Annotated in this window: 21 protein-coding genes and 1 tRNA gene; 15 read left to right on the top strand and 7 right to left on the bottom strand. The window is 61.6% G+C overall.

Annotated features, from left to right (window positions below; translation table 11 throughout):
* Positions 1-291: 291 nt before the first annotated feature.
* From ACJ8HN_RS01685 to ACJ8HN_RS01695, 3 genes are all read left to right on the top strand, one after another.
* Positions 292-645, top strand: coding sequence for a type II toxin-antitoxin system RelE/ParE family toxin (locus ACJ8HN_RS01685; RefSeq protein ID WP_033647956.1), 354 nt, complete (start codon positions 292-294; stop codon positions 643-645).
* Between the two features lie 4 nt (positions 646-649).
* On the top strand, positions 650-952 hold the full coding sequence (locus ACJ8HN_RS01690; protein WP_033635213.1) for an XRE family transcriptional regulator: 303 nt from the start codon (positions 650-652) through the stop codon (positions 950-952).
* 399 nt (positions 953-1,351) lie between these two features.
* Positions 1,352-2,560 carry an aldose 1-epimerase family protein gene (locus tag ACJ8HN_RS01695; protein ID WP_039565158.1) on the top strand — a complete coding sequence of 403 codons (1,209 nt, stop codon included), beginning with the start codon at positions 1,352-1,354 and terminating at the stop codon, positions 2,558-2,560.
* 73 nt (positions 2,561-2,633) lie between these two features.
* Here ACJ8HN_RS01695 and ACJ8HN_RS01700 read toward each other — a convergent pair.
* A tRNA-Asn gene (locus ACJ8HN_RS01700) sits at positions 2,634-2,709 on the bottom strand.
* A 454-nt stretch (positions 2,710-3,163) separates the two neighbouring features.
* Here ACJ8HN_RS01700 and ACJ8HN_RS01705 point away from each other — a divergent pair.
* From ACJ8HN_RS01705 to ACJ8HN_RS01725, 5 genes are all read left to right on the top strand, one after another.
* On the top strand, positions 3,164-4,282 hold the full coding sequence (locus tag ACJ8HN_RS01705; RefSeq protein ID WP_033647954.1) for a branched-chain amino acid ABC transporter substrate-binding protein: 1,119 nt from the start codon (positions 3,164-3,166) through the stop codon (positions 4,280-4,282).
* Positions 4,283-4,407: 125 nt separating this feature from the next.
* Positions 4,408-5,322, top strand: a complete 915-nt coding sequence (locus tag ACJ8HN_RS01710) for an ABC transporter permease subunit (protein WP_004928592.1) — start codon at positions 4,408-4,410, stop codon at positions 5,320-5,322.
* Positions 5,323-5,332: 10 nt separating this feature from the next.
* Positions 5,333-6,619: a high-affinity branched-chain amino acid ABC transporter permease LivM gene (gene livM, locus ACJ8HN_RS01715; RefSeq protein WP_033647953.1), complete on the top strand. Its 1,287-nt coding sequence runs from the start codon at positions 5,333-5,335 to the stop codon at positions 6,617-6,619.
* Positions 6,616-7,491, top strand: coding sequence for an ABC transporter ATP-binding protein (locus ACJ8HN_RS01720; RefSeq protein ID WP_033635209.1), 876 nt, complete (start codon positions 6,616-6,618; stop codon positions 7,489-7,491). The genes livM and ACJ8HN_RS01720 overlap by 4 nt, the downstream gene beginning before the upstream one ends.
* Entirely contained in the window at positions 7,488-8,204 is a 717-nt protein-coding gene (locus ACJ8HN_RS01725) for an ABC transporter ATP-binding protein (RefSeq protein ID WP_172904643.1), read from the top strand. Before ACJ8HN_RS01720 ends, ACJ8HN_RS01725 begins: the two co-directional genes overlap by 4 nt.
* A 30-nt stretch (positions 8,205-8,234) precedes the next feature.
* Here ACJ8HN_RS01725 and ACJ8HN_RS01730 read toward each other — a convergent pair whose 3' ends face one another.
* Complete coding sequence (locus tag ACJ8HN_RS01730) at positions 8,235-8,657, bottom strand: winged helix-turn-helix transcriptional regulator (RefSeq protein WP_048321785.1); 423 nt, start codon at positions 8,655-8,657, stop codon at positions 8,235-8,237.
* A gap of 86 nt (positions 8,658-8,743) precedes the next feature.
* On the opposite strand from ACJ8HN_RS01730, the gene ACJ8HN_RS01735 reads away from it, so the two are divergent.
* Positions 8,744-9,691, top strand: a complete 948-nt coding sequence (locus tag ACJ8HN_RS01735) for an aromatic alcohol reductase (protein ID WP_079656627.1) — start codon at positions 8,744-8,746, stop codon at positions 9,689-9,691.
* Positions 9,692-9,708: 17 nt separating this feature from the next.
* On the opposite strand, the gene ACJ8HN_RS01740 is transcribed toward ACJ8HN_RS01735, so the two are convergent.
* Positions 9,709-10,395, bottom strand: coding sequence for an aspartyl/asparaginyl beta-hydroxylase domain-containing protein (locus ACJ8HN_RS01740; RefSeq protein ID WP_442522966.1), 687 nt, complete (start codon positions 10,393-10,395; stop codon positions 9,709-9,711).
* 268 nt (positions 10,396-10,663) lie between these two features.
* Between ACJ8HN_RS01740 and ACJ8HN_RS01745 the strand changes: the two genes are divergently transcribed.
* The 6 genes from ACJ8HN_RS01745 to ACJ8HN_RS01770 all read left to right on the top strand — a co-directional run bounded on the left by ACJ8HN_RS01745 (position 10,664) and on the right by ACJ8HN_RS01770 (position 17,583).
* A complete protein-coding gene (locus ACJ8HN_RS01745; protein WP_442522967.1) occupies positions 10,664-11,854 on the top strand; it encodes a sugar transporter in 1,191 nt (396 codons plus the stop codon).
* 171 nt (positions 11,855-12,025) lie between these two features.
* Entirely contained in the window at positions 12,026-13,423 is a 1,398-nt protein-coding gene (locus tag ACJ8HN_RS01750) for an MFS transporter (RefSeq protein ID WP_442522968.1), read from the top strand.
* Positions 13,424-13,565: 142 nt separating this feature from the next.
* Positions 13,566-14,396, top strand: coding sequence for an alpha/beta fold hydrolase (locus ACJ8HN_RS01755; protein ID WP_077039044.1), 831 nt, complete (start codon positions 13,566-13,568; stop codon positions 14,394-14,396).
* Positions 14,397-14,405: 9 nt separating this feature from the next.
* Positions 14,406-14,831, top strand: coding sequence for a DoxX family protein (locus tag ACJ8HN_RS01760; protein ID WP_033635204.1), 426 nt, complete (start codon positions 14,406-14,408; stop codon positions 14,829-14,831).
* Positions 14,824-16,434: an MFS transporter gene (locus tag ACJ8HN_RS01765; RefSeq protein WP_197846175.1), complete on the top strand. Its 1,611-nt coding sequence runs from the start codon at positions 14,824-14,826 to the stop codon at positions 16,432-16,434. The genes ACJ8HN_RS01760 and ACJ8HN_RS01765 overlap by 8 nt, the downstream gene beginning before the upstream one ends.
* Positions 16,435-16,530: 96 nt before the next feature.
* Positions 16,531-17,583, top strand: a complete 1,053-nt coding sequence (locus tag ACJ8HN_RS01770; protein WP_041035879.1) for an NAD(P)H-dependent flavin oxidoreductase — start codon at positions 16,531-16,533, stop codon at positions 17,581-17,583.
* 116 nt (positions 17,584-17,699) lie between these two features.
* On the opposite strand, the gene ACJ8HN_RS01775 is transcribed toward ACJ8HN_RS01770, so the two are convergent.
* The 4 genes from ACJ8HN_RS01775 to katG form a co-directional block, all read right to left on the bottom strand.
* The gene (locus ACJ8HN_RS01775; protein WP_049233595.1) at positions 17,700-19,082 is read right to left on the bottom strand and encodes a serralysin family metalloprotease; all 1,383 of its coding nucleotides are present in this window, start codon (positions 19,080-19,082) and stop codon (positions 17,700-17,702) included.
* Positions 19,083-19,583: 501 nt separating this feature from the next.
* Positions 19,584-20,870, bottom strand: a complete 1,287-nt coding sequence (locus ACJ8HN_RS01780; RefSeq protein ID WP_194243211.1) for an alginate export family protein — start codon at positions 20,868-20,870, stop codon at positions 19,584-19,586.
* Between the two features lie 44 nt (positions 20,871-20,914).
* Entirely contained in the window at positions 20,915-21,712 is a 798-nt protein-coding gene (locus ACJ8HN_RS01785; RefSeq protein ID WP_197791519.1) for a glyoxalase, read from the bottom strand.
* Positions 21,713-22,342: 630 nt separating this feature from the next.
* Positions 22,343-24,538 carry a catalase/peroxidase HPI gene (gene katG, locus ACJ8HN_RS01790; RefSeq protein ID WP_442522969.1) on the bottom strand — a complete coding sequence of 732 codons (2,196 nt, stop codon included), beginning with the start codon at positions 24,536-24,538 and terminating at the stop codon, positions 22,343-22,345.
* Between the last annotated feature and the right edge of the window lie 94 nt (positions 24,539-24,632).

Genomic DNA, 24,632 nt, shown 5'->3' on the forward strand with positions numbered 1-24,632 from the left:
CGTGGCGTTAACAAACGTATCGCTCGCCGCCCGCGGCGCAGAGCGCCGAAAACGTTATGCGCATTTTGTGACAGGGTTCATAAAGGGGCGGCGGGGAAACGCCCCGTGCCTCTGACCGATTGTCCGTTACCGCTCGTAAAAAGGTGAATGCCTCGCACTGCGTTTGCAAAAACGCCTGAATATGCGTTCAGCATTGCAGTAACCACGAATGCTTTTGCATGCCATTCTGACGCCTCTCCGCTATAGCTTTACATCTATATAGTTGTTGATCTATATTTGCAGGGGGGGCCCGTGTGGGAAATTAAAACAACGGATGCGTTTGATAACTGGTTTAGCTCACTCCACGATGCCGATCGGGCTGGCGTGCTTGCCGCATTGATGATCCTGCGGGAAAAGGGGCCGGGGCTGCCCAGACCCTATGCCGATACGGTTAAAGGTTCGCGTTACAGCAATATGAAAGAGCTGCGCATTCAGAGCCGTGGCGAACCGTTGCGGGCATTCTTCGCCTTCGATCCGTACCGTATCGGCATTGTACTTTGCGCGGGCAATAAAGCCGGTAATGAAAAACGTTTTTACGATCGGATGATTCAGGCTGCCGATCGGGAATTCACGAACTGGCTGAACACATTAAACGAGAAGGAGTGACGCGATGGGCAGAACGCTGGAACAGCTTATTGCGGATGAAAAGCCCGAGGTCGTGGCCAAAGCGCAAGCGCTGGCGGCTGACATCATGCTGAACATCCACCTTGCCGAGCTGCGCGAGAAGGTGCAGAAAACGCAGGTTGAAATGGCGCAGGCGCTGGGTATCCGGCAACCAACCGTTGCCGTGATGGAAAAACCGGGCCGCGATCTGAAACTGTCTTCGCTCAAACGCTATGTTGAGGCGGCCGGCGGCAAGCTGCGCCTGGATGTTGAACTGCCGGACGGCTCTCACTACGAATTTGTGCTGTAAGCGCTAACGGCAAAAATCCCGCTCGGGTTTCCCTGAGCGGGCTGTTCGCAATATGGCGCCTCCGATATCAGGAGGCAGCCGTGAAAGCAAAGAGGCTCAAGGCGAGCTGGCTGTATGGGCGCTGCCGTTTGAGCCAGATAGCGTTAACAAGCCACCCGCCGTACCTTCGCGATAAACCCTCCCCTGCTCAAAGCTGAAACGATACGTCTTATGTTGATTAATCGCTCATTTAACGTGCAATAGCTCAACGTGTTTCATTAAAACTGCGAACAAATTCGTATTTTTATCGCACTATTTATTCAAATATTCACCCGGTGAAGTTCATCACATTTCTTTAACCTGCTTAACAGTAGATTTTTCTCGTGAGTAAAAAATCGATTCAGCTAAAGGGGAAGGGAAATGAAGAAAACGTGGGTTATGGCGGTGTTTTCGGCTCTGATTTCAGGGCAGGCGGCGGCGCAGAGTTGGGTGCTGACCAGCGCTGAAGATGGCGTGGAGAAAGGAAACTGGAAGATTTCGAGTGAGGCGCTGAAGGTTAAGGATAAAACGTTCAGCATTGAGCAGAAAGTGTTGCACGGCGGCAAGCAGGAAGGCAGCAAAGTCGTGATTATCCGCAGCGAGGATGGCCTGACCATCACGCTGAGTCCCACGCGCGGCATGAACCTCCTGCGGGCGGAAGGATTTGGCGCGAAAATGGGGTGGGATTCTCCGGTCAAAGAGGTGGTCAACCCCGCCTTTATCAACCTGGAAAGCCGCAATGGGCTCGGCTGGCTGGAAGGTTTCAATGAGATGATGGTGCGCTGCGGCTATGAGTGGACCGGTCATCCGGTGACCGAAGGAGGGCAAATTTACACCTTGCACGGTAAAGCGGGCAATACGCCGGCCTCACTGGTTGAGGTTGAGGTAGCGGATACGGCGCCGTATGAAATTCGTATTCGCGGCCTGATCAAAGAGAGCACATTCAAAAAAGCCGATCTGCAAACCCTGACCGAACTGCGCTACGTACCCGGCAGCAACAGTTTCAGCCTGCATGATGTGTTAACCAACCGGGCGGATTATCCCCACGACTACCAGATTATCTACCACAGCAATTTCGGCGCGCCGATTCTGGAAAATGGCGCCCGCTTCCTGGCGCCGATGGCCAGCATCAGCCCGTTTAACGACTATGCCAAAGCCGGGTTGAAGACCTGGGGAACCTATGCCGGCCCCACCAAAGGGTTCGATGAAATGGTCTTTAACATTAAGCCATTATCGGATCCGAATCATCAGACACTGGCGGCGCTGGTCAATCACGCGGGCGACAAAGGGGTGGCGATTCAGTTCGATACCCGCCAATTGCCCGTCCTGACGCTGTGGAAGAATACCGATACGTTAAAACAGGGATATGTGACGGGGATTGAGCCGGGCACCAGCTATGCCTACCCGGTCACCATCGAGCGCGAACAAAAACGCGTTAAGCAATTGCAGCCTGGCGCCAGTGCGCAGTTTGATCTGACCTATACCTTGCTGCACAGCAAAGCGCAGGTGGCTGATCTGGAGAAGAAGATTGCTGATATTCAGGGTAAGGTAAAAATTGATGAAAATGCCGCGCCGATAGCCAAAGAGTAACGTTGCCTGTCGACGCATTTAGCGTTAAAGCAAAAAGCCCGCTCGGGTTTCCCTGAGCGGGCTTTTCTAAATATGGCTCCTCTGACTGGACTCGAACCAGTGACATACGGATTAACAGTCCGCCGTTCTACCGACTGAACTACAGAGGAATCGTTGGAACGGGGCGAATAATAGCGGGGCGCCTGGGGTTTGTCAAAGCGCTAAACTGCAAAAAAAGCGCGTTTGCTGAGGGAATGAGCACCTTGCGCTGTTTTTCGGCATTTCCCATCGCTATGTGCTGATTTTTGCATCCCAAATCGTTTTGACGTCGTTTGCACAAGCCGTTGCACGGCGATGGTGCAGGGCCACTCTCGCTATCCCGCACCTTCCCTCTTAGCCGTACGGCTTATCCCCCGTTAACCCCGTCAAACGCCGCGCCGCAACTGATATGTAGGATGAATAAGCAAATAATATGTATTCGTCGTCACAATGGCTGGATTTTTGCTTACCCATTTTTGGGGAATGCGACTGCGCTCTCAAGAAAATTATTTTCCCCGTCTACACATAAAGTGAAAGTTCCGCGCCCCAGGGCGTTCCGCTACACCAGTGCTGAGGAAGATAACAATGTCATCGAAATTGATAAAAAGTCCGCTCGCTGCTTTGCTCATCGGTTGTTTAGGTACGGCGTTTTCCGCGCAGGCCGATATTGTCATCGGCGTCGCCGGGCCGTTCTCCGGGCCTAACGCCACCTACGGCGATCAGTATTGGCGCGGCGCTTCTCAGGCGGCGGCGGACATCAACGCCGCCGGCGGCATCAAAGGGGAAAAAATCAAGCTGGTGCAGGGGGATGACGCCTGCGAACCGAAACAGGCGGTCGCGGTCGCCAACCGGCTGGTGGATCAGGAAAAGGTCTCGGCGGTGGTCGGCCACTTCTGCTCCTCTTCCACCATGCCCGCCTCCGAGGTGTATGACGAGGCCGGCATCATCGCCATCACCCCCGGCTCCACCAACCCGCAGATCACCGAGCGCGGCATGAAGACCATGTTCCGCATGTGCGGGCGCGACGATCAGCAGGGCGTGATCGCCACCAACTACATGCTGGACACCCTGAAGGCCAAGCGCATCGCGGTGATCCACGATAAAGACACCTATGGCCAGGGGCTGGCAGACGCGGCGAAGGCGGCGATGAACAAGCGCGGGGTCAAGGAAGTGCTGTATGAGGGGCTGTCGCGCGGCGAGAAAGACTTCAACGCGCTGGTGACCAAGATCGCCTCGGTCAAGCCGGACGTGGTCTACTTCGGCGGCTGCCATCCGGAAGCCGGGCCGCTGGTGCGCCAGATGCGCGAGCAGGGCGTGACCGCCAAGTTCTTCTCCGGCGACTGCGTGGTGACCGAAGAACTGGTGACCGCTGCCGGCGGGCCGCAGTACACCAACGGCGTGCTGATGACCTTCGGCAACGATCCGCGTCAGATCCCGGAAGGCAAGGCGGTGATCGCCAAGTTCCGCGCCAGCGGCTTTGAGCCGGAAGGGTACACCCTCTACTCCTACGCCTCGATCCAGGCGATCGCCGCCGCCTTCAACGCCACCGGCGGCAAAGACAGCGCCAAGGCCGCCGAATGGCTGAAGTCGCACGATGTGGATACCGTGATGGGCAAAAAAGCTTGGGACCAGAAGGGCGACCTGAAGGTCTCGGACTACGTGGTCTACCAATGGGATGACAAGGGCAAATATCACCAGCTGTAAACGGCCGAACCTTGAAGTTGTAACCCTATGACCGACGGGCTCGCCGCTCTGGCGAGCCCGTTCCGCGATGACCTTTGGGCCGCGTCGGACTGCGTTGGCGGCCTTACCAGGCGAGACTGCTCATTATGGATGTATTCTTTCTGCAACAGCTGATCAACGGCCTGACCCTCGGTGCGGTGTATGGCCTGATCGCCATCGGTTACACCATGGTTTACGGCATCATCGGCATGATCAACTTCGCCCACGGCGAGGTGTACATGATCTCCGCCTACCTGTGCGCCATCGGTTTGGCGCTGCTGTCGTTCTTCGGGCTGCACTCGTTCCCGCTGCTGATCCTCGGCACGCTGGTGTTCACCATCGTCATCACCGGGGTGTACGGCTGGGTGATCGAGCGCATCGCCTACAAGCCGCTGCGCAACTCCACCCGCCTGGCGCCGCTGATCTCCGCCATCGGCATGTCGTTAATCCTGCAAAATTACGCGCAGATAAGCCAAGGGCCGCGCCAGCAGGGCATCCCAACGCTGCTGAGCGGCGTGTTCCGCCTGGAGTTCGACGGCGGCGTGGTGCAAATCACCTACACCAAAGTGTTTATTCTGGTGGCGTCGCTGCTCGGCATGGCGATCCTCACCTACATCATTCAGCGCACCCGCCTGGGGCGCATCTGCCGCGCCACCCAGCAGGATCGCAAAATGGCTTCGATTCTCGGCATCAATACCGATCGGGTGATCTCGCTGGTGTTCGTGATCGGCGCCGCCATGGCCGGGCTGGCCGGGGTGCTGATCACCATGAACTACGGCACCTTCGATTTTTACGTCGGCTTTATCATCGGCATCAAGGCCTTCACCGCCGCGGTGCTGGGCGGCATCGGCTCGCTGCCGGGTGCCATGCTGGGCGGATTGCTGCTCGGGGTGGCGGAGGCGCAGTTCGCCGGCATGGTGAACTCGGATTACAAGGACGTGTTCTCCTTCGGGTTGCTGGTGGCGATCCTGATCTTCCGTCCGCAGGGCCTGCTTGGCCGGCCGCTGATCGCCAAGGTTTAAGGAGAACGCCATGTCGCAATCCGTGATCCACGGCGGGCTGGACGTTAAACGCAGCCTGCTGGACGCTGTCTTGGCCGGGCTGATCGCCCTGATCGTGTTCGGGCCGATCGTCGGCATCGTGCTGAACGGCTACAGCTTTAACTTCGAACCGCACCGGCTGGTGTGGATTATCGTCGCGGTGATGGCCGGGCGGCTGCTGCTGAGCCTGTTCCTGCAAACCGCGCCGGGGCGCAGGGTGCTGGCGCGCTTCGACGGTGGCAACGACGGCGTTTACGTGCGGCCGCTGGGCTATAAATCCAACCTGCGCTGGCTCCTGCCGCTGATGGCGGCGATCGCGCTGCTGTTCCCGTTCGTCGCCACCAAATACCTGCTGACGGTGGCGATCCTCGGCCTGATCTACGTGCTGCTCGGCCTGGGGCTGAACATCGTGGTCGGGCTGGCGGGGCTGCTCGATCTGGGGTACGTGGCGTTTTACGCCATCGGCGCCTACGGGCTGGCGCTGGGCTATCAGTACCTCGGGCTGGGCTTCTGGGCGATGCTGCCGCTGGGGGCGCTGATGGCGGCGCTGGCCGGCGCGCTGCTGGGCTTTCCGGTGCTGCGCATGCACGGCGACTACCTGGCGATCGTCACGCTGGGGTTCGGTGAGATCATCCGGCTGGTGCTGAACAACTGGATGTCGCTCACCGGCGGGCCGAACGGCGTCTCGGTGCCGGCGCCGACGGTGTTCGGCCTGGAGTTCGGCCGCCGCGCCAAAGACGGCGGGGTGCCGATCCACGAGTTTCTTGGCATCGATTACAACCCCAACCTCAAGTTCATTTTCATCTACGCGGTGCTGTTTTTGGTGGTGCTGCTGGTGCTGTACATCAAGCACCGGCTGACGCGCATGCCGATCGGCCGCGCCTGGGAGGCGCTGCGCGAGGATGAGATCGCCTGCCGCTCTCTCGGGCTCAATCACGTGCTGGTGAAGCTGTCGGCCTTTATGCTGGGTGCCTCCACCGCCGGGCTGGCGGGGGTGTTTTTCGCCACCTATCAGGGCTTCGTCAACCCGACCTCGTTCACCTTCTTCGAGTCGGCGCTGATCCTGGCGATCGTGGTGCTGGGCGGCATGGGCTCCACCCTCGGCGTGGTGCTGGCGGCCTTCGTGCTGACGGTGGCGCCGGAGCTGCTGCGCAGCTTCGCCGAATACCGGGTGCTGCTGTTCGGCGTGCTGATGGTGGCGATGATGATCTGGCGGCCGCGCGGGCTGGTGCGCATCAGCCGCGCCAGCTTCGCCGAGCGCAAGGGGGTGGCGCCATGAGCGACGCCATTTTGCGGGTGGAGCACCTGATGATGCGCTTTGGCGGCATCAAGGCGCTGAACGACGTCAATCTGGAGGTGGAGCGCGGCTCCATCACCGCCCTGATTGGCCCCAACGGCGCCGGCAAGACCACGGTATTCAACTGCCTGACCGGCTTTTACCGCGCCAGCGGCGGCGCGATCCTGCTCAATACCCACAAGCGGCCGACCGACGTGATCCAGGTGCTGGGGCAGAAGTTCCGCGCCGGCGACTGGATACGCCCGAAGCGGCTTGGCTCGCGTCTCTATTACAAGATGTTCGGCGGCACCCACCTGGTCAACCGCGCCGGGCTGGCGCGCACTTTCCAGAATATCCGCCTGTTCCGCGAAATGTCGGTGGTGGAGAACCTGCTGGTGGCGCAGCACATGCAGAGCAACCGCAACCTGATCGCCGGGGTGCTGAATACGCCGGGCTACCGCCGGGCGGAGAGCGCCGCGCTGGATCACGCCTTCTACTGGCTGGAGGTGGTGGATCTGGTGGACTGCGCCAACCGGCTGGCGGGGGAGATGTCCTACGGCCAGCAGCGGCGGCTGGAGATCGCGCGCGCCATGTGCACTGCGCCGGAGATGATCTGTCTCGACGAACCGGCCGCCGGGCTGAACCCGGTGGAAACGGCCACGCTGAGCCGCATCATCCGTTTCCTGCGCCAGCATCACGGCATCACGGTGCTGCTGATCGAGCATGACATGGGCATGGTGATGGAGATCTCCGATCGGGTGATCGTGCTCGATCACGGCGACGTGATCGCCCGCGGCACGCCGCAGGAGATCCAGCACAACGAGGCGGTGATCGCCGCCTACCTGGGCGCGGACGAAGAGGAGCTGGCGGGATGAGCGAAGCGATGCTGGAATTTCGCGAAGTGGACGTGTTTTACGGGCCGATCCAGGCGCTGCGCAAGGTGTCGCTGCGGGTCAACGCCGGGGAGACGGTGGCGCTGATCGGCGCCAACGGCGCGGGCAAATCCACGCTGTTGATGTCGATCTTCGGCCAGCCGCGTATCGCCGGCGGGCAGATCCTGTTTGGCGGCGAGGACATCAGCCGCCGCTCCACGCACTACGTGGCGGCCGGCGGCATCGCGCAAGCGCCGGAAGGGCGGCGCATCTTTCCGGACATGAGCGTGGAGGAGAACCTGCTGATGGGCACCATCACCGTCGGCAACCGCTATCTGGCGGAGGATCTGCAGCGCATGTTCGAGCTGTTTCCGCGCCTCAAGGAACGGCGCAACCAGCGAGCGATGACCCTGTCCGGCGGCGAGCAGCAGATGCTGGCGATTGCCCGCGCGCTGATGAGCCGGCCGAAGCTGCTGCTGTTGGACGAGCCGAGTCTGGGGCTGGCGCCGATCGTGGTGCGGCAGATCTTCGGCGTGCTGCGCGAGCTGACCCGCAGCGGCATGACGCTGTTTCTGGTGGAGCAGAACGCCAACCACGCGCTGAAGCTGTCCGATCGCGGTTATGTGATGGTCAACGGCCAGATCCGCCTCACCGGCAGCGGCCAGGAGCTGTTGAACGATCCGGAGGTGAGAAAGGCCTATCTGGGCGGCGGCTGAATGCCGCCCCACGGGCAGGGAGGCCCGCAGTCATCTCTCGGTGGCGTGACGTTCTTGATCATCGTAGTGCGAGCGGGCCGCCCTGAAGGCATCGGCGGAGGCGATAATCCACGACCAGAGCGGCAGCATGTTGAGCAGCATCTCTTCCCCCGCGTCGGTGATGGTGTAAACCACGCGGGGCAGCTTTTCCTGATAATCGCAGCGCGATATCAACCCGTCCCTCTCGAGATGGCGCAGCGTCCGCGTCAGCATTCTCTGCGTCACGCCCGCTAATTGGCGGCCTATTTCGCCGTGGCGCAGCGGCCCGTGGGTGCCCAGGATATGCAATACCCCCAGCGACCAACGGTTGCCCGCATGCGCGAGGACCTCACGCTTCAACCCTTCATCGTCGTCGCTCAATTCTTCACAGAACGCCTGCGAAAATTGCAACAGCGCTTCCCGATCGCTCGTCATATTCATCTCCAGTATCACGCGTGTACCTAATTGAACCCGTTTTTGTCAGCTGTCAGGATGACGCAGTGTCAAGACAGGAGGCAAGAATGAAATCCACAAATCCATCCATCAATACCGTGCTCATACTCGGCGCCGGTGAACTGGGGCTGCCGGTATTGCGCGCGATGAGCCGGCAGGCCCGGTTACACCACGCTTTAAAAATCAGCGTGCTCCTCCGGCCGGAGGCCGCTCGCGCCGTCACCGGCCCGCATCGGGCGCGGCGGGATGCGCTGGCGCGGCTCGGTATCGCTGTAGTGGAAGGCGATCTGCAGCAAAACAGCGTGGATGAGCTGAGCGCGCTGCTGCGTTGCTTTGATGCGGTGATCAACTGCAGCGGCTTTGTCGGCGGGGCGGGCACGCAGATAAAGATCACCTGGGCCGTTTTGCAGGCGGGCGTGGCGCGTTACTTCCCGTGGCAGTTCGGCGTGGACTACGATGTTGTCGGCACAGGCAGCGGGCAACAGGTGTGGGATGAACAGCTCGAAGTGCGCCATCTGCTGCGTGCGCAGAAGGCGACGGAGTGGGTGATTGTTTCCACGGGTATTTTCACCAGCTACCTGTTTGACTCGGGTTTTGGCGTGGTGGATGCGGCAACCAAAACGGTGCGCGCGCTGGGCGACTGGGGCTACGCGGTGACGCTGACCACCCCCGAGGACATTGGCCGGCTGACGGCCGCGATTTTTTTCCATCGGCCCGCGTTTCGCAACCAGGTGGTCTATATCGCCGGGGACACGCTGACCTACCGCGAGCTTGCCGATGTCATGCAGGCGCACTGGGGCGTAGAGGTCAACAGAGTCCTGTTGGACAAAGAGCGGCTGCAGGAGGAGGTGCGGAACCATCCGCGTGACGTCGGCGCCAAATACCGGCTGGCTTTCGCCCGGCCCGACGGCGTGGCCTGGGATAAGGCGAAAACCTTCAATGCGCGCCAGGGCATAACCACCACCACCACCGAGCAGTGGCTGGCGCAGCAATGCCCGACCTCTCAGGACGGTTAAGCGCCTGAGCGCCGCAGTCAGAACTGGCGCTGCATCCAGCGCACGTTCAGCCGCACCAGGGCGATGATGGCGCTGGAGAGCAGCCGCAGCCCGCCGGGCATGTCGCGGCGGCGGATGTCCAGCAGCAGCACGGTGCGCACCTGCGGGCTGTCGTTCCACACTTCGTGTTCGAAGGTGTCGTCCCACAGCATGAACTCCCCCTCGTGCAGCCGGTATTCGCGGCCGTCCACTTTCAGCACCGCCGCCGGCGCGCCGTCGGTGCGTTTGGGCATGTCCAGCACCAGATAGCCGCGCAGAATGCCGCGAAACGGTCCGCGGTGGGGCGGCACCTGCTTGCCGGGCGCCAGGAAAGAGAGCGAGGCGGACAGCACGTCCGGCGACGAGGCGATCAGCGCCGCCAGCGTCGGGCAGCGCGCCAGGTTGCGGGCGATCGGCTGGCCGTAGGCCTTCATGATGAACATACGCCAGTCGCGCGCGTCGTTGGCGGAAATCGACGCCTGCTGGATCATGATCTCGTGAAAGCGGGGAATATTGTGCAGATCGTGGGCGACGGTCAGCGCCTCTTCGCGGATCTGCCGCCACTGGGCGGTGAAACGTTCGGCGTCGGGGAACAGCGCGGCGCTGTCGAGCACCGGCTTGCCCTGAATGCGGCGATCGTAAACATTGCGCAATGCGAGCACGGACCAATCATAAATCGCGGACATAATGACCTCGCCTCAGAAAACGCCAAATGGACACTGCGCGCGGTTCTTCGGCGCGGCGCGTCGTCTGCGGCGGCCGGAGGGGAAGAGCGGCAGGAAAAATTGGTACGCTTCAATAGATTAGCACAACATTTGTGCAACCGTGTGTCTGCGAATGTGTCGAAATGCGGCGAAAAAAACCACACAATTAAAGTGTGACGCGTATCGCATTTAGCGGGCCGGTTGGTTAAAATATCGCTACTTGCCCGCACCTGTCCGGATTTTGTTTACCATGGAACATGCTCCCGTTTCGCGCTCAACCGCCTGGTTGCGCGTGGTTATCCTCGCCGTCTCGGCCTTTATCTTCAACACCACCGAATTTATTCCGGTCGGTCTGTTGAGCGACATCGCCGCCAGCTTCTCGATGCAAACCGAACAGGTCGGCCTGATCATCACCATCTACGCCTGGATCGTCGCCGCCGCCTCATTGGCGTGCATGCTGCTGACCAGCAAAATCGAGCGCCGCAAGCTGCTGATCGGCGTGTTCATGCTGTTTATCGCCAGCCACGTGCTGACCGCCGTGGCCTGGAACTTCACCACGCTGGTCATTTCGCGCGCCGGCGTGGCGCTGGCGCACTCAGTGTTCTGGTCGATCACCGCCTCGCTGGCGATCCGCGTGGCGCCGCCGGGCAAGAAAGCCCAGGCGTTGAGCCTGCTGGCGGGCGGCACCGCGCTGGCGATGGTGCTCGGGCTGCCGCTCGGGCGGGTGGTGGGGCAGCTGCTCGGCTGGCGCATGACCTTTATCGGCATCGCGGTGTGCGCCACCCTGGCGCTGGTGCTGCTGTGGCGCCTGCTGCCGGTGCTGAAAAGCGAGCACTCCGGTTCGCTGGCCAGCGTGCCGCTGCTGTTCAAACGCCCGGCGCTGCTGGCGCTGTACATGCTGACCGTCATCGTGGTGACGGCGCACTTCACCGCCTACAGCTACATCGAGCCGTTTATCCAGACCTTGGCCGGGCTGTCGGAGAACTTCACCACGCTGATGCTGCTGCTGTTCGGCGCCGCCGGCATCGTCGGCAGCCTGCTGTTCAGCCGCTACAGCGAGCGTTTTCCTTCCGGCTTCTTTATCGGCGCCATCGCGCTGCTGGCCTTGAGCCTGCTGCTGTTGTTGCCGGCCGCCGGCAGCGAAAGCCACCTGACGGTGCTGTGCATCTTCTGGGGCATGGCGATCATGGCCATCGGCCTGTCTATGCAGGCCAAAGTGCTGAGCCTGGCGCCGGACGCCACCGACGTGGCGATGGCGATCTTCTCCGGCCTGTACAACTTCGGCATCGGCAGCGGCGCGCTGCTGGGCAACCAGGTGAGCCTGCATCTGGGCATGGGCAACATCGGTTTCGTCGCCGCGCCGCTGGCGCTGATCGCCCTCGGCTGGTGCCTGCTGAGCTTCTACCGCAGCGAACGGCTGCAGCAGCACCCCAGCCGTTAAGCCACCGATTCGGGATGCCGCTACGGCATCCCGCGTTGCATTTTCCTGCTATAAAACAGGCTGCTGCAGCGTTTTATGCTTAACTTTTTTTCATAGTCTGCTAATTAAAAATTTAACTCCGACGCCGCTTCGCTAGCATAGAAAGTCATCAAAAATGTTAATGCGAGGTTAATGGTGAGTGACTCTGTAGCGGCGTCGCCGATCCATGCGCGGGATTTGGCGGCCAGAATCGACGCCTTGCCCGCGTCGGCCGGCCTGTGGCGCTTTATCATTCTGCTGTCGCTGGGCGGCTTTTTCGAACTCTACGATCTTTTCCAGACCGGTTATATTAGCACCGGCCTTATCGCCGACGGCATTTTCCACACCGGCGCGCAGGGCGTCTTCGGCGTGTCGGACCAGGCGGCCTTCGCCTCCGCCACCTTTCTTGGCCTGTTCGTCGGCGCCAGCCTGCTGAGCCCGTACGCCGATCGCTTCGGCCGCCGCGCCACCTTTATGTTCGCCCTGATCTGGTATGGCGCCTTCTCGCTGCTGCTGGCGTTTCAACAGCAGGCGGAGTGGGTGATCTTTCTGCGCTTTCTGGTGGGCGTCGGGCTCGGCATTGAGCTGGTGACCATCGACACTTATCTGACGGAGTGGGTGCCTGCGCATCTGCGCACCCGGGCTTTCGCCTTCGCGTTCTTCGTGCAGTTCCTGTCGGTGCCGGCGGTGGCGTTGATGTCCTGGTGGCTGGTGCCGCAGACGATTTGGGGCCTGAGCGGCTGGCGCTACGTAGTGATCGCCGGCGCGCTGGCCTCGCTGGTGATCTGGCTGGTGCGCAAGGGGCTGCCTGAGTCGCCGCGCTGGCTGGTGCAGCAGCGGCGCTATGCGCAGGCCCGGCAGGTGATGCGGGATATGGAACGGCGCTGCGGCGTGGCGGCTATGGACTTCCCGTCGCGCCCGGTGGACGATGCCGAGGGGGCACCGCTGCGCGGCCGCTTTCGCGACATCTGGGCGCCGCAGTATCGCGATCGCACGCTGATGCTGGTGGTGATGAATTTCTTTCAGGCCATCGGCTTCTTCGGCTTCGGCAACTGGCTGCCGGCGCTGCTGTCGGGCAAGGGCGCATCGGTCACCCACAGCCTGCTGTACGCTTTCTTCATTACGCTGGCCTACCCGCTGGGCTCGCTGTTGTGCAGCTTCTACGCCGACAAGATGGAGAATAAGTGGCAGATCGTGTTGTCTTGCCTGGTGACGGTGGTCTTCGGCTCGCTGTTCGCGCTGCAGAACAACCCGCTGTGGCTGATCCTGTGCGGCTTCTTCATCACCTGGTCCAACGCCTGGCTGACCTACAGCTACCACTCGTATCAATCCGAGATCTTCCCGACCCATATTCGCGCCCGCGCCGTCGGTTTTTGCTACTCCTTCAGCCGGCTGTCGACGGTGTTCAGCAGCATCATCATCGGCATTATCCTGCAGTACGGCGGCTCGCTGGGGGTGATCGCGTTTATCGTCGCCAGCATGCTGATCGTGATGCTGGTGATCGGGCTGTTCGGCCCGAAAACGCGCGGTATCGATCTGGAAAACATCTGACGTTTTGCGCCGGCGGCGACGCCGGCCTCTTCAGCAAAAAAACTCGCGATCATGCGAAAATTATTCCGTTATCACTGCCTTTGCGCCTGCCGTACTGTTACCCGGTACAAAATCCAATTCAATACCGAGCGGGGAACACGTCATGAGCATCCTCACCGCGCCCGATGGCGCGCGCATTTTCTATAAGGATTGGGGCCGCGGCCAGCCGATCCTGTTCTCCCACGGTTGGCCGCTGTCCGCCGATGCCTGGGACAACCAGCTGCTGTTTTTCGGCCAGAGCGGGTTCCGGGTGATCGCCCACGATCGCCGCGGCCACGGCCGTTCCGATCAGACCTGGCACGGCAACGACATCAACCAATACGCCGACGATCTGGCTCTGCTGATCGAAACGCTGGATCTGCGCGATCTGATCCTGGTCGGCCACGCCATCGGCGGCGGCGAAGTGGCGCGCTACATCGGCCGCCACGGCAGCGATCGGGTGGCGAAAGTGGTGCTGGTGGGCGCCGTGCCGCCGCTGATGCTGCAAACGCCGGTCAACCCGGAAGGCACACCGATGGCGGCCTTCGACGGCATTCGCAGCGGCGTGGCGGGCAACCGCTCGCAGTTCTTCAAAGATCTGGCGGTGCCGTTCTACGGTCTCCACTGCGACGAGGTGGAGAGCAATGCGGGGCTGATCGACCACTTCTGGCTGATGGGCATGCAGGGCGGCATGAAAGGGCAGTACGACGGCGTGAGCGCGTTCTCCGAAGTGGACTTCACCGCCGATCTGCTGGCGATCGACAGGCCGACGCTGCTGGTGCATGGCGACGCCGATCGGATCGTACCGATCGGCGCCTCGGCGCTGAAAGCCGCTAAGCTTATGCAACAGGCGGAGCTGAACGTTTACGCCGGCGGCGCTCACGGCTTGGCGCAGGTCGATCCCGATCGCTTCAACGCCGATCTGCTGGCCTTTATCCAGAATTCGCCGTTTTAAGGGGGCGCGATGAACCTGACTGCTATCGCCGCCCGCTGCGCGCAGCGGCTGCATGCGCCCGCGGTGCGCTGGCTGCTGCTGCTCGCCATTTGCGCCGCCTACATCCAGGGCGGGTTGGTCAAGGCGCTGAACGTCGAAGGCGCGGTTGCCGAGATGACCCACTTCGGCCTGCAGCCGGCGGCGCTGTTCGCCGTGCTGGTGACGCTGCTGGAACTGGCGGCGTCGGCGCTGATCCTGAGCGGCTTTTATCGCTGGCTCGGCGCGTTGGCGCTGGCCGGTTTTACCCTGATGGCGACGCTGATGGCCAATCCGTTCTGGCAGTTCGACGGGGCGGAGCGCGGCCAGATGATGAACGGATTTTTTGAACACCTCGGGCTGGCCGGCGCGCTGTTGCTGGTGGCATTTAACGATTTGAAGGAGCGAACGGATGGCTGAACAGACGGACAACAAGGCGGCGGCGGGCGGCTTCGCGCCGCTGAAAATCCCCTTATTTGCGGTGCTGTGGGGCGCCACGGTGCTCGGCAACGTCGGCAGCTTTATGCGCGACGTCGCTAGCTCGTGGCTGATTACCGATCTGTCGAGCAACCCTTCGGCGGTGGCGCTGATGCAGACCGCCGCCACGCTGCCGGTGTTCCTGCTGGCGATCCCGGCCGGGGTACTGTCGGACATCCTCGATCGACGGCGCTTTCTGATCTTCGTGCAAATTTTGCTGGCCTGCGTCAGCGGCAGCCTGCTGGTGCTGTCGCAGACCGGTGCGTTGACGGTGGAATACCTGCTGGCGCTGACCTTTGTCGGCGGCATCGGCGCGGCGCTGATGGGGCCGACCTGGCAGGCGATCGTGCCGGAGCTGGTGCCGCGCACCGAGCTGAAAAACGCCGTGGCGCTGAATTCGCTGGGCATCAACATCGCCCGCTCCATCGGCCCGGCGGCCGGCGGCCTGCTGCTGGCCAGCTTCGGCGCCGGCGCGGCCTATGGTGCGGACGTGATGAGCTATGTGCTGGTGATCGCGGCGTTGCTGTGGTGGAAGCGGCCGAAGGCCGAGGACAGCGGCCTGTCGGAACATTTCTTCGGCGCCTTCCGCGCCGGGCTGCGCTATGCCCGTTCCAGCCGCGAACTGCACGTGGTACTGCTGCGGGCGGCGGTGTTCTTCGCTTTCTCCAGCTCGGTTTGGGCGCTGCTGCCGCTGGTGGCGCGCCGCATGCTGGGCGGCAGCGCCGGCTTTTACGGCGTTCTGCTGGGGGCGGTAGGCGCCGGGGCGATCCTCGGGGCGATCGCGCTGCCGCGCCTGCGCCAGCGGCTGAATGCCGACGGGCTGGTGTTGCTGGCGGCGGTGCTGACCGCCGTGGTGATGGCGGCCCTGTCACTGGCGCCGCCGCAGTGGCTGGCGGTGGTGCTGCTGTTGGTGCTGGGCGCCGGCTGGATTATTGCGCTGACCACGCTCAACGGCGCGGCGCAGGGCGTGCTGCCCAACTGGGTGCGCGGCCGCGGCCTGGCCATCTACCTGATGGTGTTCAACGGCGCGATGGCGGCAGGCAGCCTGTTGTGGGGGCTGGTGGCGCAGGAGCTGGGCGTGGCCGCCACGCTGCTGGTCGGCGGCGTCGGCCTGTTGGCGGCGGGGCTGCTGTTCCACCGCCTGCGTCTGCCGACCGGCGAAGCCGATCTGCAGCCGTCGAACCATTGGCCGGAGCCGCTGGTCAACACGCCGGTTGAGAACGATCGCGGCCCGGTGATGATTCAGGTGGAGTACCGCATCCGCGAACAGGATCGGCCGCAGTTCTTGCGCACGCTGCTGATGCTGGAGCGGGCGCGTCGCCGCGACGGCGCTTACGCCTGGGGCATTACCGAGCACACCGGCGATCCGGAATGCATCATGGAGTGGTTCCTGGTGGAGTCCTGGGCGGAGCACCTGCGGCAGCACCAGCGGGTGTCGCACGCCGACGCCGATCTGCAGCAGGCGGCGCTGCGCTTCCATATCGGGCCGGAGAAACCGGTGGTGCATCACTTCCTGTCGCTCGACCGGCATCAGGTGAAGCATTAACTGCGCGGCCAGGCGGTGAGAAGGTGCTATGCTTTTGGTCGGTTCGGCGGCGCGGCCGCCGTAAGACGAATGTAGTCAGCACAGGGAGACACATTGATGACGGCACCTTCTGCTTTTGCCCGCGAGCTTGGGCTGCGCTATCCGATCGTTCAGGGGCCGATGAACGGCGCGTCGCCGCCGGCGTTGGCGGTGGCGGTGAGCAACGCCGGGGCGCTGGGCTCGTGCGCGGCGGCGCTGTTTTCACCGGCGGTGATCCTCGAACGGGTGCAGCAGATCCGCGCGCAGACCGCCGCGCCGTTCAACATCAACCTGTTTCTGCTCGATGAGCAGCACCCGGATCTCGCCGAGCTCAAGCGTGCCCAGCACCTGCTGCGGCCGTTCCGCGAAGCGCTGGGGCTGAGCGAGCCGCCGATCCCCACCCAATTTGCCGAAAACAACCGTGACCAGATCGCGGCCTTGCTGGAGGCGGCGCCGCCGGTGGCCAGCTTCACCTTCGGCGTGCTGCCGCGCGCCACGGTTACGCAGTTCAAGAAGGCTGGCTCGCGGGTGATCGGCACCGCCACCACGGTGGCGGAAGCCCGCGCCTGGGAAGAAGCGGGCGCCGACTTCGTTTGCGTCTCTGGCTCGGAGGCGGGCGGCCACCGCCCGACTTTCCTTGGCGATATCGAGCAATCCTGCGTCGGCCTGATGGCCCTGCTGCCGCAGGTGGTGGCGGCGGTGAAGATCCCGGTGATCGCCGCGGGCGGTATCATGAACGGGCGCGGCATCGTGGCTGCGCGCTTGCTGGGCGCACAGGCGGCGCAGCTGGGCACCGCGTTTCTGTGCAGCCCGGAGTCGGGCATCGCCGAAGCCTGGCGGGCGGCGCTGAGCAACGCCGGTGATGACAGCACGCGCCTGACGCGCGCCTTCAGCGGCCGCCCGGCGCGCGGCATCGTCAATGATTTCATGCGCCAGATGCGCGCGGAAGAGGCGCAGATCCTGCCTTATCCGGTGCAGAACGCGCTCACCGGCGATATCCGCCAGGCGGCGGCCAAGGCCGGGCGCGGAGAGTTTATGTCGCTGTGGGCCGGGCAGGGCGTGGGCCTGGCGCGGCCGATGCCGGCGGCGGAGCTGGTCGCCACCCTGGCGGCGGAGCTGGAGGCGGTGTGAGCTCGTCTGCGCGATTTATTGCTCTGACAGTGTGGGGGTAGCGCAAAAAATCGCCAGGGTGATGCCTGAGAAGAGGTAAACAGTCCGGCGTTCGCGCCGGACTGCGGATTTCTTGGCTAGACGAGAATATCGGCGGAAGCGTCGACCTGCCCAACGATTTTAACCAGGAAATCAGGCTGGTTATGGCCGGAGAGATTGATCGCCAGATCGGTGACATTCTGCTGCGAGTCATAATTCAGCGCCGCTTCATACAGCGAGCCGCTTAAATTATCGACGAAGTGCAACTCGCCCCCCTCGGCCTTAACCGTCTGGTTGAGCCACGACAGATCGATTTTATCCACCGCCGTTTGGAAATCACGGATCCAGTCCGGCGCGGCGGCCTGGCTGTCGTCGGCTGTGCTGAAGACGAAGGTGTCGGCACCTGCATTGCCCCAGAGCTGATCGGCGCCGTCGGCACCGTAAATGATATCGTTGCCTGCGCCGCCTTTGAGCGTATTGTTCAGTGCGTTGCCCACTAAGATATCGGCGCCGCTGCCGCCGATGATATTTTCAATCTGCGCGCCATAGGCGATGGCGATATTCGCCTTCAATCCGCCCACATCTGAGAATGAGCCTTCGTTAATGTTGATGCGCTGATCTTGGCTGTAGCCCGAAAAATCCAGCGTGTCGTTGCCGCCGGCATCCCAGATAGCCGCCACGATTTTGTCCGTGGACGCCTTAACGCTCAAAAAGTCTCGATCCGTATTCGAGTTGAAACCATAAGTGGTATCACCGGTGCGCGTGGTGGTGTTCGCGCCGTACAGCTTCTGAATGGCGGTAATATCATCCAGCTGCGGCCCCGAGGGCCATACGCCTTTATAGTCGGCGCCGGTGTTTTGTTCACTAAAATAGCTCATCAAAGAGTATTGATGGTCGTCCTCATAATATTTCGCCGAGTTGGTGTAGGTGGGGTAGGTCGCGTTGGAGGCATCATAGTTTCCGGGGTGGGAGAGCCCGAGCGCATGCCCTATTTCATGGGTCAGCGTATCCCTGGCATAGTTATTGGTCTGCGGATTCGAAGCGTCGTAGCCTTTGTTGCCGCTGATCCAGATGGTGCTTTTCAGGTTGTTTTGCGTACTTTCATAGGAGGTGTAATTGCCTCCGCTGGCCGCCTTATAAAAACCAAACTTTATATCAGCACTTTTGGCATCGGTGCCTTTGACTTCGGTGAAGGTGATATTGGCCACGTCTGACCAGGACTGCAATGAAAGCTTGGTTTGGGCCTGTTGGGCGGCGGTAAGCTGTGCGGATCCTGGCTTATCGCTGTCGGTATACACGGGGAAAGAGTAGGTTATTGTTGCCGCATGGTCAGTCACGCCTTTGCCATTGGCGGAATAATGGCTCCTCAGCAACAGATCTGAAACGTCTTCCGTGGCGTATGAAGGCTTGCTGCTTCCCTCGCGATCGCCTCTTTCATAATCGGTTAAATAATCTGAGATTTTATCGGTAGCTAATGACATATCAAACTCCTTTGGACGTTGACAATATTGCACCTAACGCTCTATATGCTCGTACACAGGTTTGAAAATAGGGGGGGGTTATTGGGTTATCATTGGCTTGCCTCCTTGTCTGGCTTGAATATCGCACTCAAGCGGAATATGTCCTTATCATTAATCACGGTGAGGAATTAATGGCGCGCAATGGTTGGCTGAAAGCAGTATAGGCATAATTATTTTATTAATGAGTTATTCTTATATGAATCTTTTACATAAGATATGTGTAAAAGGCGCACTTAAATAACCAGGTGGAATTAAATCTTTATTTAATATTACTCTGTAATTGGCTCGTGGAGTTTACGTAACTGATTTATCTTTTTGCTTTTCATTAATTTTCATCTGTGAATAGCGGCGAGTAGCCACCATTGCCGCAATGCATATAGGCGGCTACACGCCGGCGAACGTCATTAATTGAGTAAGGGATTATTAAGGGCGCTCGCGTACACCGATTAACTTGCCTGATAATTAAAAACTGTAGGTGCCCTGCGCCAGGATGAAGTTCATGTTTTTCAGCCCGGCATGCTGCTGCAGGCTGTGGCCGACGTCGAAGTAGACATAGGCCACCTTGAACTGGAGATCGCTGCGCGGCGTCCAGATGGTTTCGACCTGATACTGATTGCCGATAAAGCGCGAGCCCTGCGCGCTGCCCTTTACCGGGCGCATCGGCCCGAGGTAGAAGGCATCCTCGCGGCGTTGCCGCCACAACGCGTCCCAACTGAAGTCGATGGCCAGGGTTTGCCACGGCGTAATCGTGACCGAAGGATGAATGGCGATCAGGTTAGCCGGCGCCACCAGCCCGTTTTCGGTCAGGTAGGGCAGCTTGGGGTACATGGCGTTAAAGGTATTGAGCTGCCCATCGTGACCGTTTTTATCGCCGCTGGCGATGCCAATCTTGCCGCCAAAGCGCGGCTGCCAGCGCCAGTCGCTCATCCTATACCCGGCGTGCGCCGACGCCGACCAGGCGCGGATGTCGCGCTGTTCTGCGCTGCCGAACTGCCAGGCGGCTTCATTATCCCAGTCGAACCCCTGCGCCGCGCCGAAAATGCGCGCGCCGACGGTATAGCGCCGTTCTTGCCCGCTGAGCTGCGCGTAGTGGGCGTCGTTATCCTCAAAGCCAAAGGTGTAGAGATCGAGCGAGGACGCCAGCGCTGCCAGCGGCGTGGTGCCGTACAGCCCCCACACCTTTTGGCTGTTGTCGGTATCGTCGTCGAAACTGCCGGCTTTGAGGGTGACGGGGTGGCCGATAAAGGCGTCGAGGCGGTTCTTATCCTTGGCCCAGCTGGCGCGGATGGCGTCGAAAGAACGACGCACGTTGGGGCCGTCGCGGGTGCCCATCAGGTGCAGCGAACCCAGCGCAATCTCCTGGCGGCCGGCCCGCAGGGTGCCGAGGCCATAGGCGGTGGGCAGTTTTAAGTCCACATAGCCCTGGCCGAGATAGGCATGATCTTCGTCGGTCGGTTTGCGCCCGCGATCGCGCGGCGTGGCCAGTGACGATCCCAACTGGAGATAGGCGCCAAAGTCGTCGCCATAGTCGAGGCGCGCGCCAAGCAGCAGGCGCTGCATGAAGGTGTCGTCGCGTCCGCCGCTCAGATCGCGTTGATCCGTCCATTCATAGCGCTCGCGCAGTGAACCGTCGAAAGACAGGGTGGCCGCATCGCCCAACGGGATGTTTTTCCAGGGGGAAGCGGCGGGTTCCGCCGCCAGGGCGGGGAGCGTGGAGAACAGCAACAGTGCGGGAAGCGTGCGTTTCATTATGGATATCCGAAGAAAAAAGCGCGCCGCAGCGCGCCTTGGGTTTATTTAGCCGTCTGGTGAATTTCGGCGATGTAGCCGCCGGGGAAACGCACCAGCGCCGAGGCGCGGCGCTCCGCCGCCGTCGAACGCCACAGCACCTGCGCGCCGCTGGCCGTCGCTTTGGCCAGCGTGGCCGGCAGATCGTCGACGCCATAGCCGGTGCGCTCATGGCCGAACGGATAAGGCAGATGCCCGTCGGTGACGAAAATGCGCGTTTTGCCGAAGCGCGAGTCCAGTTCGATCTGGCGGATCTTGCCGTTGTTGCTGCGGCCGATCGCCGTATCGCTGACCTGTTCGTCGCTCACCACCGTGGCGTGCGAGAACGCCTGGTAGCTTTTCAGGAAATCGTCGACGCGGTAGGCGGAGAGATACAGGCGGTTTTCCGGCACGCTCAGCAGCGGCTTGTAGTTGGGCGCCTTGGTGTGCCAATAGAGCTGCATGTTGACGCCGCCGGGCCACTGGATCACCGCGTCGCGGCCAATCGGATCGTCGAAAGGCGCAACCTGCACATCGGCGCCGGCGGCTCTGGCCTGGCGGATGGCGGCGTCCATATCCCTGACCAGAAAACCGTTGCGCTCGGTGCCGAACGGGTGTGGGATCGGCGTTTTGAAATCGAACACCGAGAAGCTGCCGGCCGGCGTCAGTATCAGCTGGGAGTAGGTTTCGCTCGGCGTGGGCGTGACGTTGACCAGCACGCGTTCGGTGCTGGTGCCGCCGAAGGTTTTCAGGATGCTGTCGACAAAGGCATCCATTTTTCCGCGTTCGACGTAGACATGGGTGGTGTCATATTGCGGCCCCACGGCAAGAGACGCCGTATCGGCCGCCCATGATACGGCAGGGAGCAGCAGCGCAAGGGCTGATATCCTCAGCCGACGAGAAGAAATACCGATAATATGTTGCATGATGACCTCCAGGTAGCGGTTATTTTCCTGAGTGAAGCGTGATTTCCTATGAGCTTTCCCGTCGGCTGAAAAATAAAAACTAAAAACGCAATGCGCGTCGTGAAACATTAAATAAGGGCGAAATTCTGGCGCCTAAGCGAATATCGCGCAGGTGCAGAACCTCTCTTTTTATTGGCATAAAAACGGTGGGGTGCCTTTGCCGGCTAAGCCCGCTGTCGCTAAGGAACGGCGAGGGTCATAAGGCCCGCCTCGCCGCGCGCTGAGGCGAATCGAGGATAATCCATAACGGTGTTCTCCTGGATGGGATATATCGCATTAGCCAGCTGAGTTTACGGTCTTCATTGCCGTCTAAATATAAATACAGCATTAAAAGAATTGTCGCCCATCAAATTTTTATATGACTTGTTGAGTAAATACGAATAAGCGGAAAATAAAATATAACGGCGCGTGCTAAGGCCGGCGTTGAGCGGAGGCGGTGTTGATCTCGGGAGGAAAAACGGCCTGCCGAAGCAGGCCGTTGGGGGATATTTACGCCAGATCGAAACGATCGAGGTTCATCACTTTGTTCCAGGCGGCGACGAAGTCGTGGGCGAACTTCTCCTGCGCGTCGGCGCTGCCGTAGACTTCGGCCAGCGCGCGCAGCTGCGCGTGTGAACCGAACACCAGATCGACGCGGGTGCCGGTCCATTTGACCGCGCCGCTGCGGCGATCGTGCCCTTCGAACAGGCCGTCCTCACCCACCGGGTGCCAGGTGGTGCCCATGTCGAGCAGGTTGACGAAGAAGTCGTTGGTCAGCGCCTGCGGCCGCTGGGTGAATACGCCGTGCGGCGTGCCGCCGACGTTGGCACCGAGTACCCGCAGCCCGCCGACCAGCACCGTCATTTCCGGCGCGGTCAGGGTCAGCAGCTGCGCCTTGTCGACCAGCAGCGTCTCGGCCGGCACGCGGTATTTGCCCTTCAGGAAGTTGCGGAAACCGTCGGCGAGCGGCTCCATCGCCTCGAAGGAGTCCACGTCGGTCTGCTCCTGCGAAGCGTCCATGCGGCCCGGCGCGAACGGCACCGTCAGGGCCAAACCGGCGTTCTTCGCCGCCTGTTCCACGCCCGCCGCGCCGGCCAGCACGATCAGATCCGCCAGCGAGACGCGCTTGCCGCCGGCCTGCGCATCATTGAAGGCGCGTTGGATGCTCTCCAGCTTGGCCAGCGTCGCGGCGAGCTGCGCAGGTTGGTTGACCGCCCAGTCTTTTTGCGGCGCCAGGCGAATGCGCGCACCGTTGGCGCCGCCGCGTTTGTCGGAACCGCGGAAGCTCGAAGCGGAAGCCCAGGCGGTGGAGACCAGTGCCGATACCGGCAGACCGGAAGCCAGCACGGCGTTTTTCAGCGCGGCGATGTCCTGCTCGTCGATCAGCGGATGATCGACCGCCGGGATCGGATCCTGCCAAATCAGCTCTTCCTGCGGCACTTCCGGGCCGAGGTAGCGAGGGTGCGGCCCCATATCGCGGTGGGTCAGCTTGAACCAGGCGCGGGCGAAGGCGTCGGCCAACTCTTCCGGATGCTCATAGAAGCGGCGCGAAATCTTCTCGTAGGCCGGATCGAAGCGCAGCGAAAGGTCGGTGGTCAGCATGGTCGGGCGGCGTTTCTTGTTCGGATCGAAGGCGTCGGGAATGGTTTCACCGATGTCTTTCGCCACCCACTGGTGCGCGCCGGCCGGGCTTTGGCTCAGTTCCCATTCGTATTCGAACAGGTGGCGGAAGAAATCGTGGTTCCACTGGGTTGGGGTGGTGGTCCAGGTGACTTCCAGGCCGCTGGTGATGGCGTCTTTGCCGACGCCGGTGCCGAAGGTGCTGTGCCAGCCGAGGCCCTGCGACTCCAGCCCGGCCGCTTCCGGATCGGCGCCGACGTTAGACGCCGGACCGGCGCCGTGGGTCTTGCCGAAGGTGTGGCCGCCGGCGATCAGCGCCACGGTTTCTTCGTCGTTCATCGCCATGCGGGCGAAGGTTTCACGGATGTCGCGCGCGGCGGCCACCGGATCGGGATTGCCGTCCGGGCCTTCCGGGTTGACGTAGATCAGGCCCATCTGCACCGCCGCCAGCGGGTTCTCCAGGTCGCGGTCGCCCGAGTAGCGGCTGTTTGGCCCGCCGCTCAGCTCCAGCCAGATCTTCTCCGAGCCCCAGTAGACGTCGTCCGGCTCCCAGGTGTCGGCACGGCCGCCGGCGTAGCCGAAGGTTTTGAAGCCCATCGATTCCAGCGCCACGTTGCCGGTCAGGATAATCAGGTCGGCCCAGGAGATGTTGCGGCCGTATTTCTGTTTGATCGGCCACAGCAGGCGGCGCGCCTTGTCGAGGCTGACGTTGTCCGGCCAGCTGTTGAGCGGGGCGAATCGCTGCTGGCCTTCGCCCGCGCCGCCGCGGCCGTCGCCGATGCGGTAGGTGCCGGCGCTGTGCCAGGCCATGCGGATGAACAGGCCGCCGTAGTGGCCGAAGTCCGCCGGCCACCATTCCTGCGAGTCGGTCATCAGGGCGTGCAGATCCTGTTTGACCGCCGCCAGATCGAGACTGTTGAAGGCATCGGCGTAGTTGAAGTCTTTATCCATCGGATCGGACAGGGGGGAGTGCTGATGCAGCGGTTTCAGGCTGAGCTGATTGGGCCACCAATCCTGATTGGTGGGGCCGTTCTGCGGTGCGGGCTGCTTGCCGCCCGAAAACGGGCATTTGCTTTCAGTTGTCATAATGCGCTCTCTGCTTCCGTAAGGGTGCTCCAGCCGCCGGGCGTGGAGCGGTTAACAAGGCATGCGGGTAAGGCTTGCGTCGGGTGTTGCGCTA

Source organism: Serratia sp. CY29653 (assembly GCF_052169255.1).
Taxonomy (GTDB): Bacteria; Pseudomonadota; Gammaproteobacteria; order Enterobacterales; family Enterobacteriaceae; genus Serratia; species Serratia sarumanii.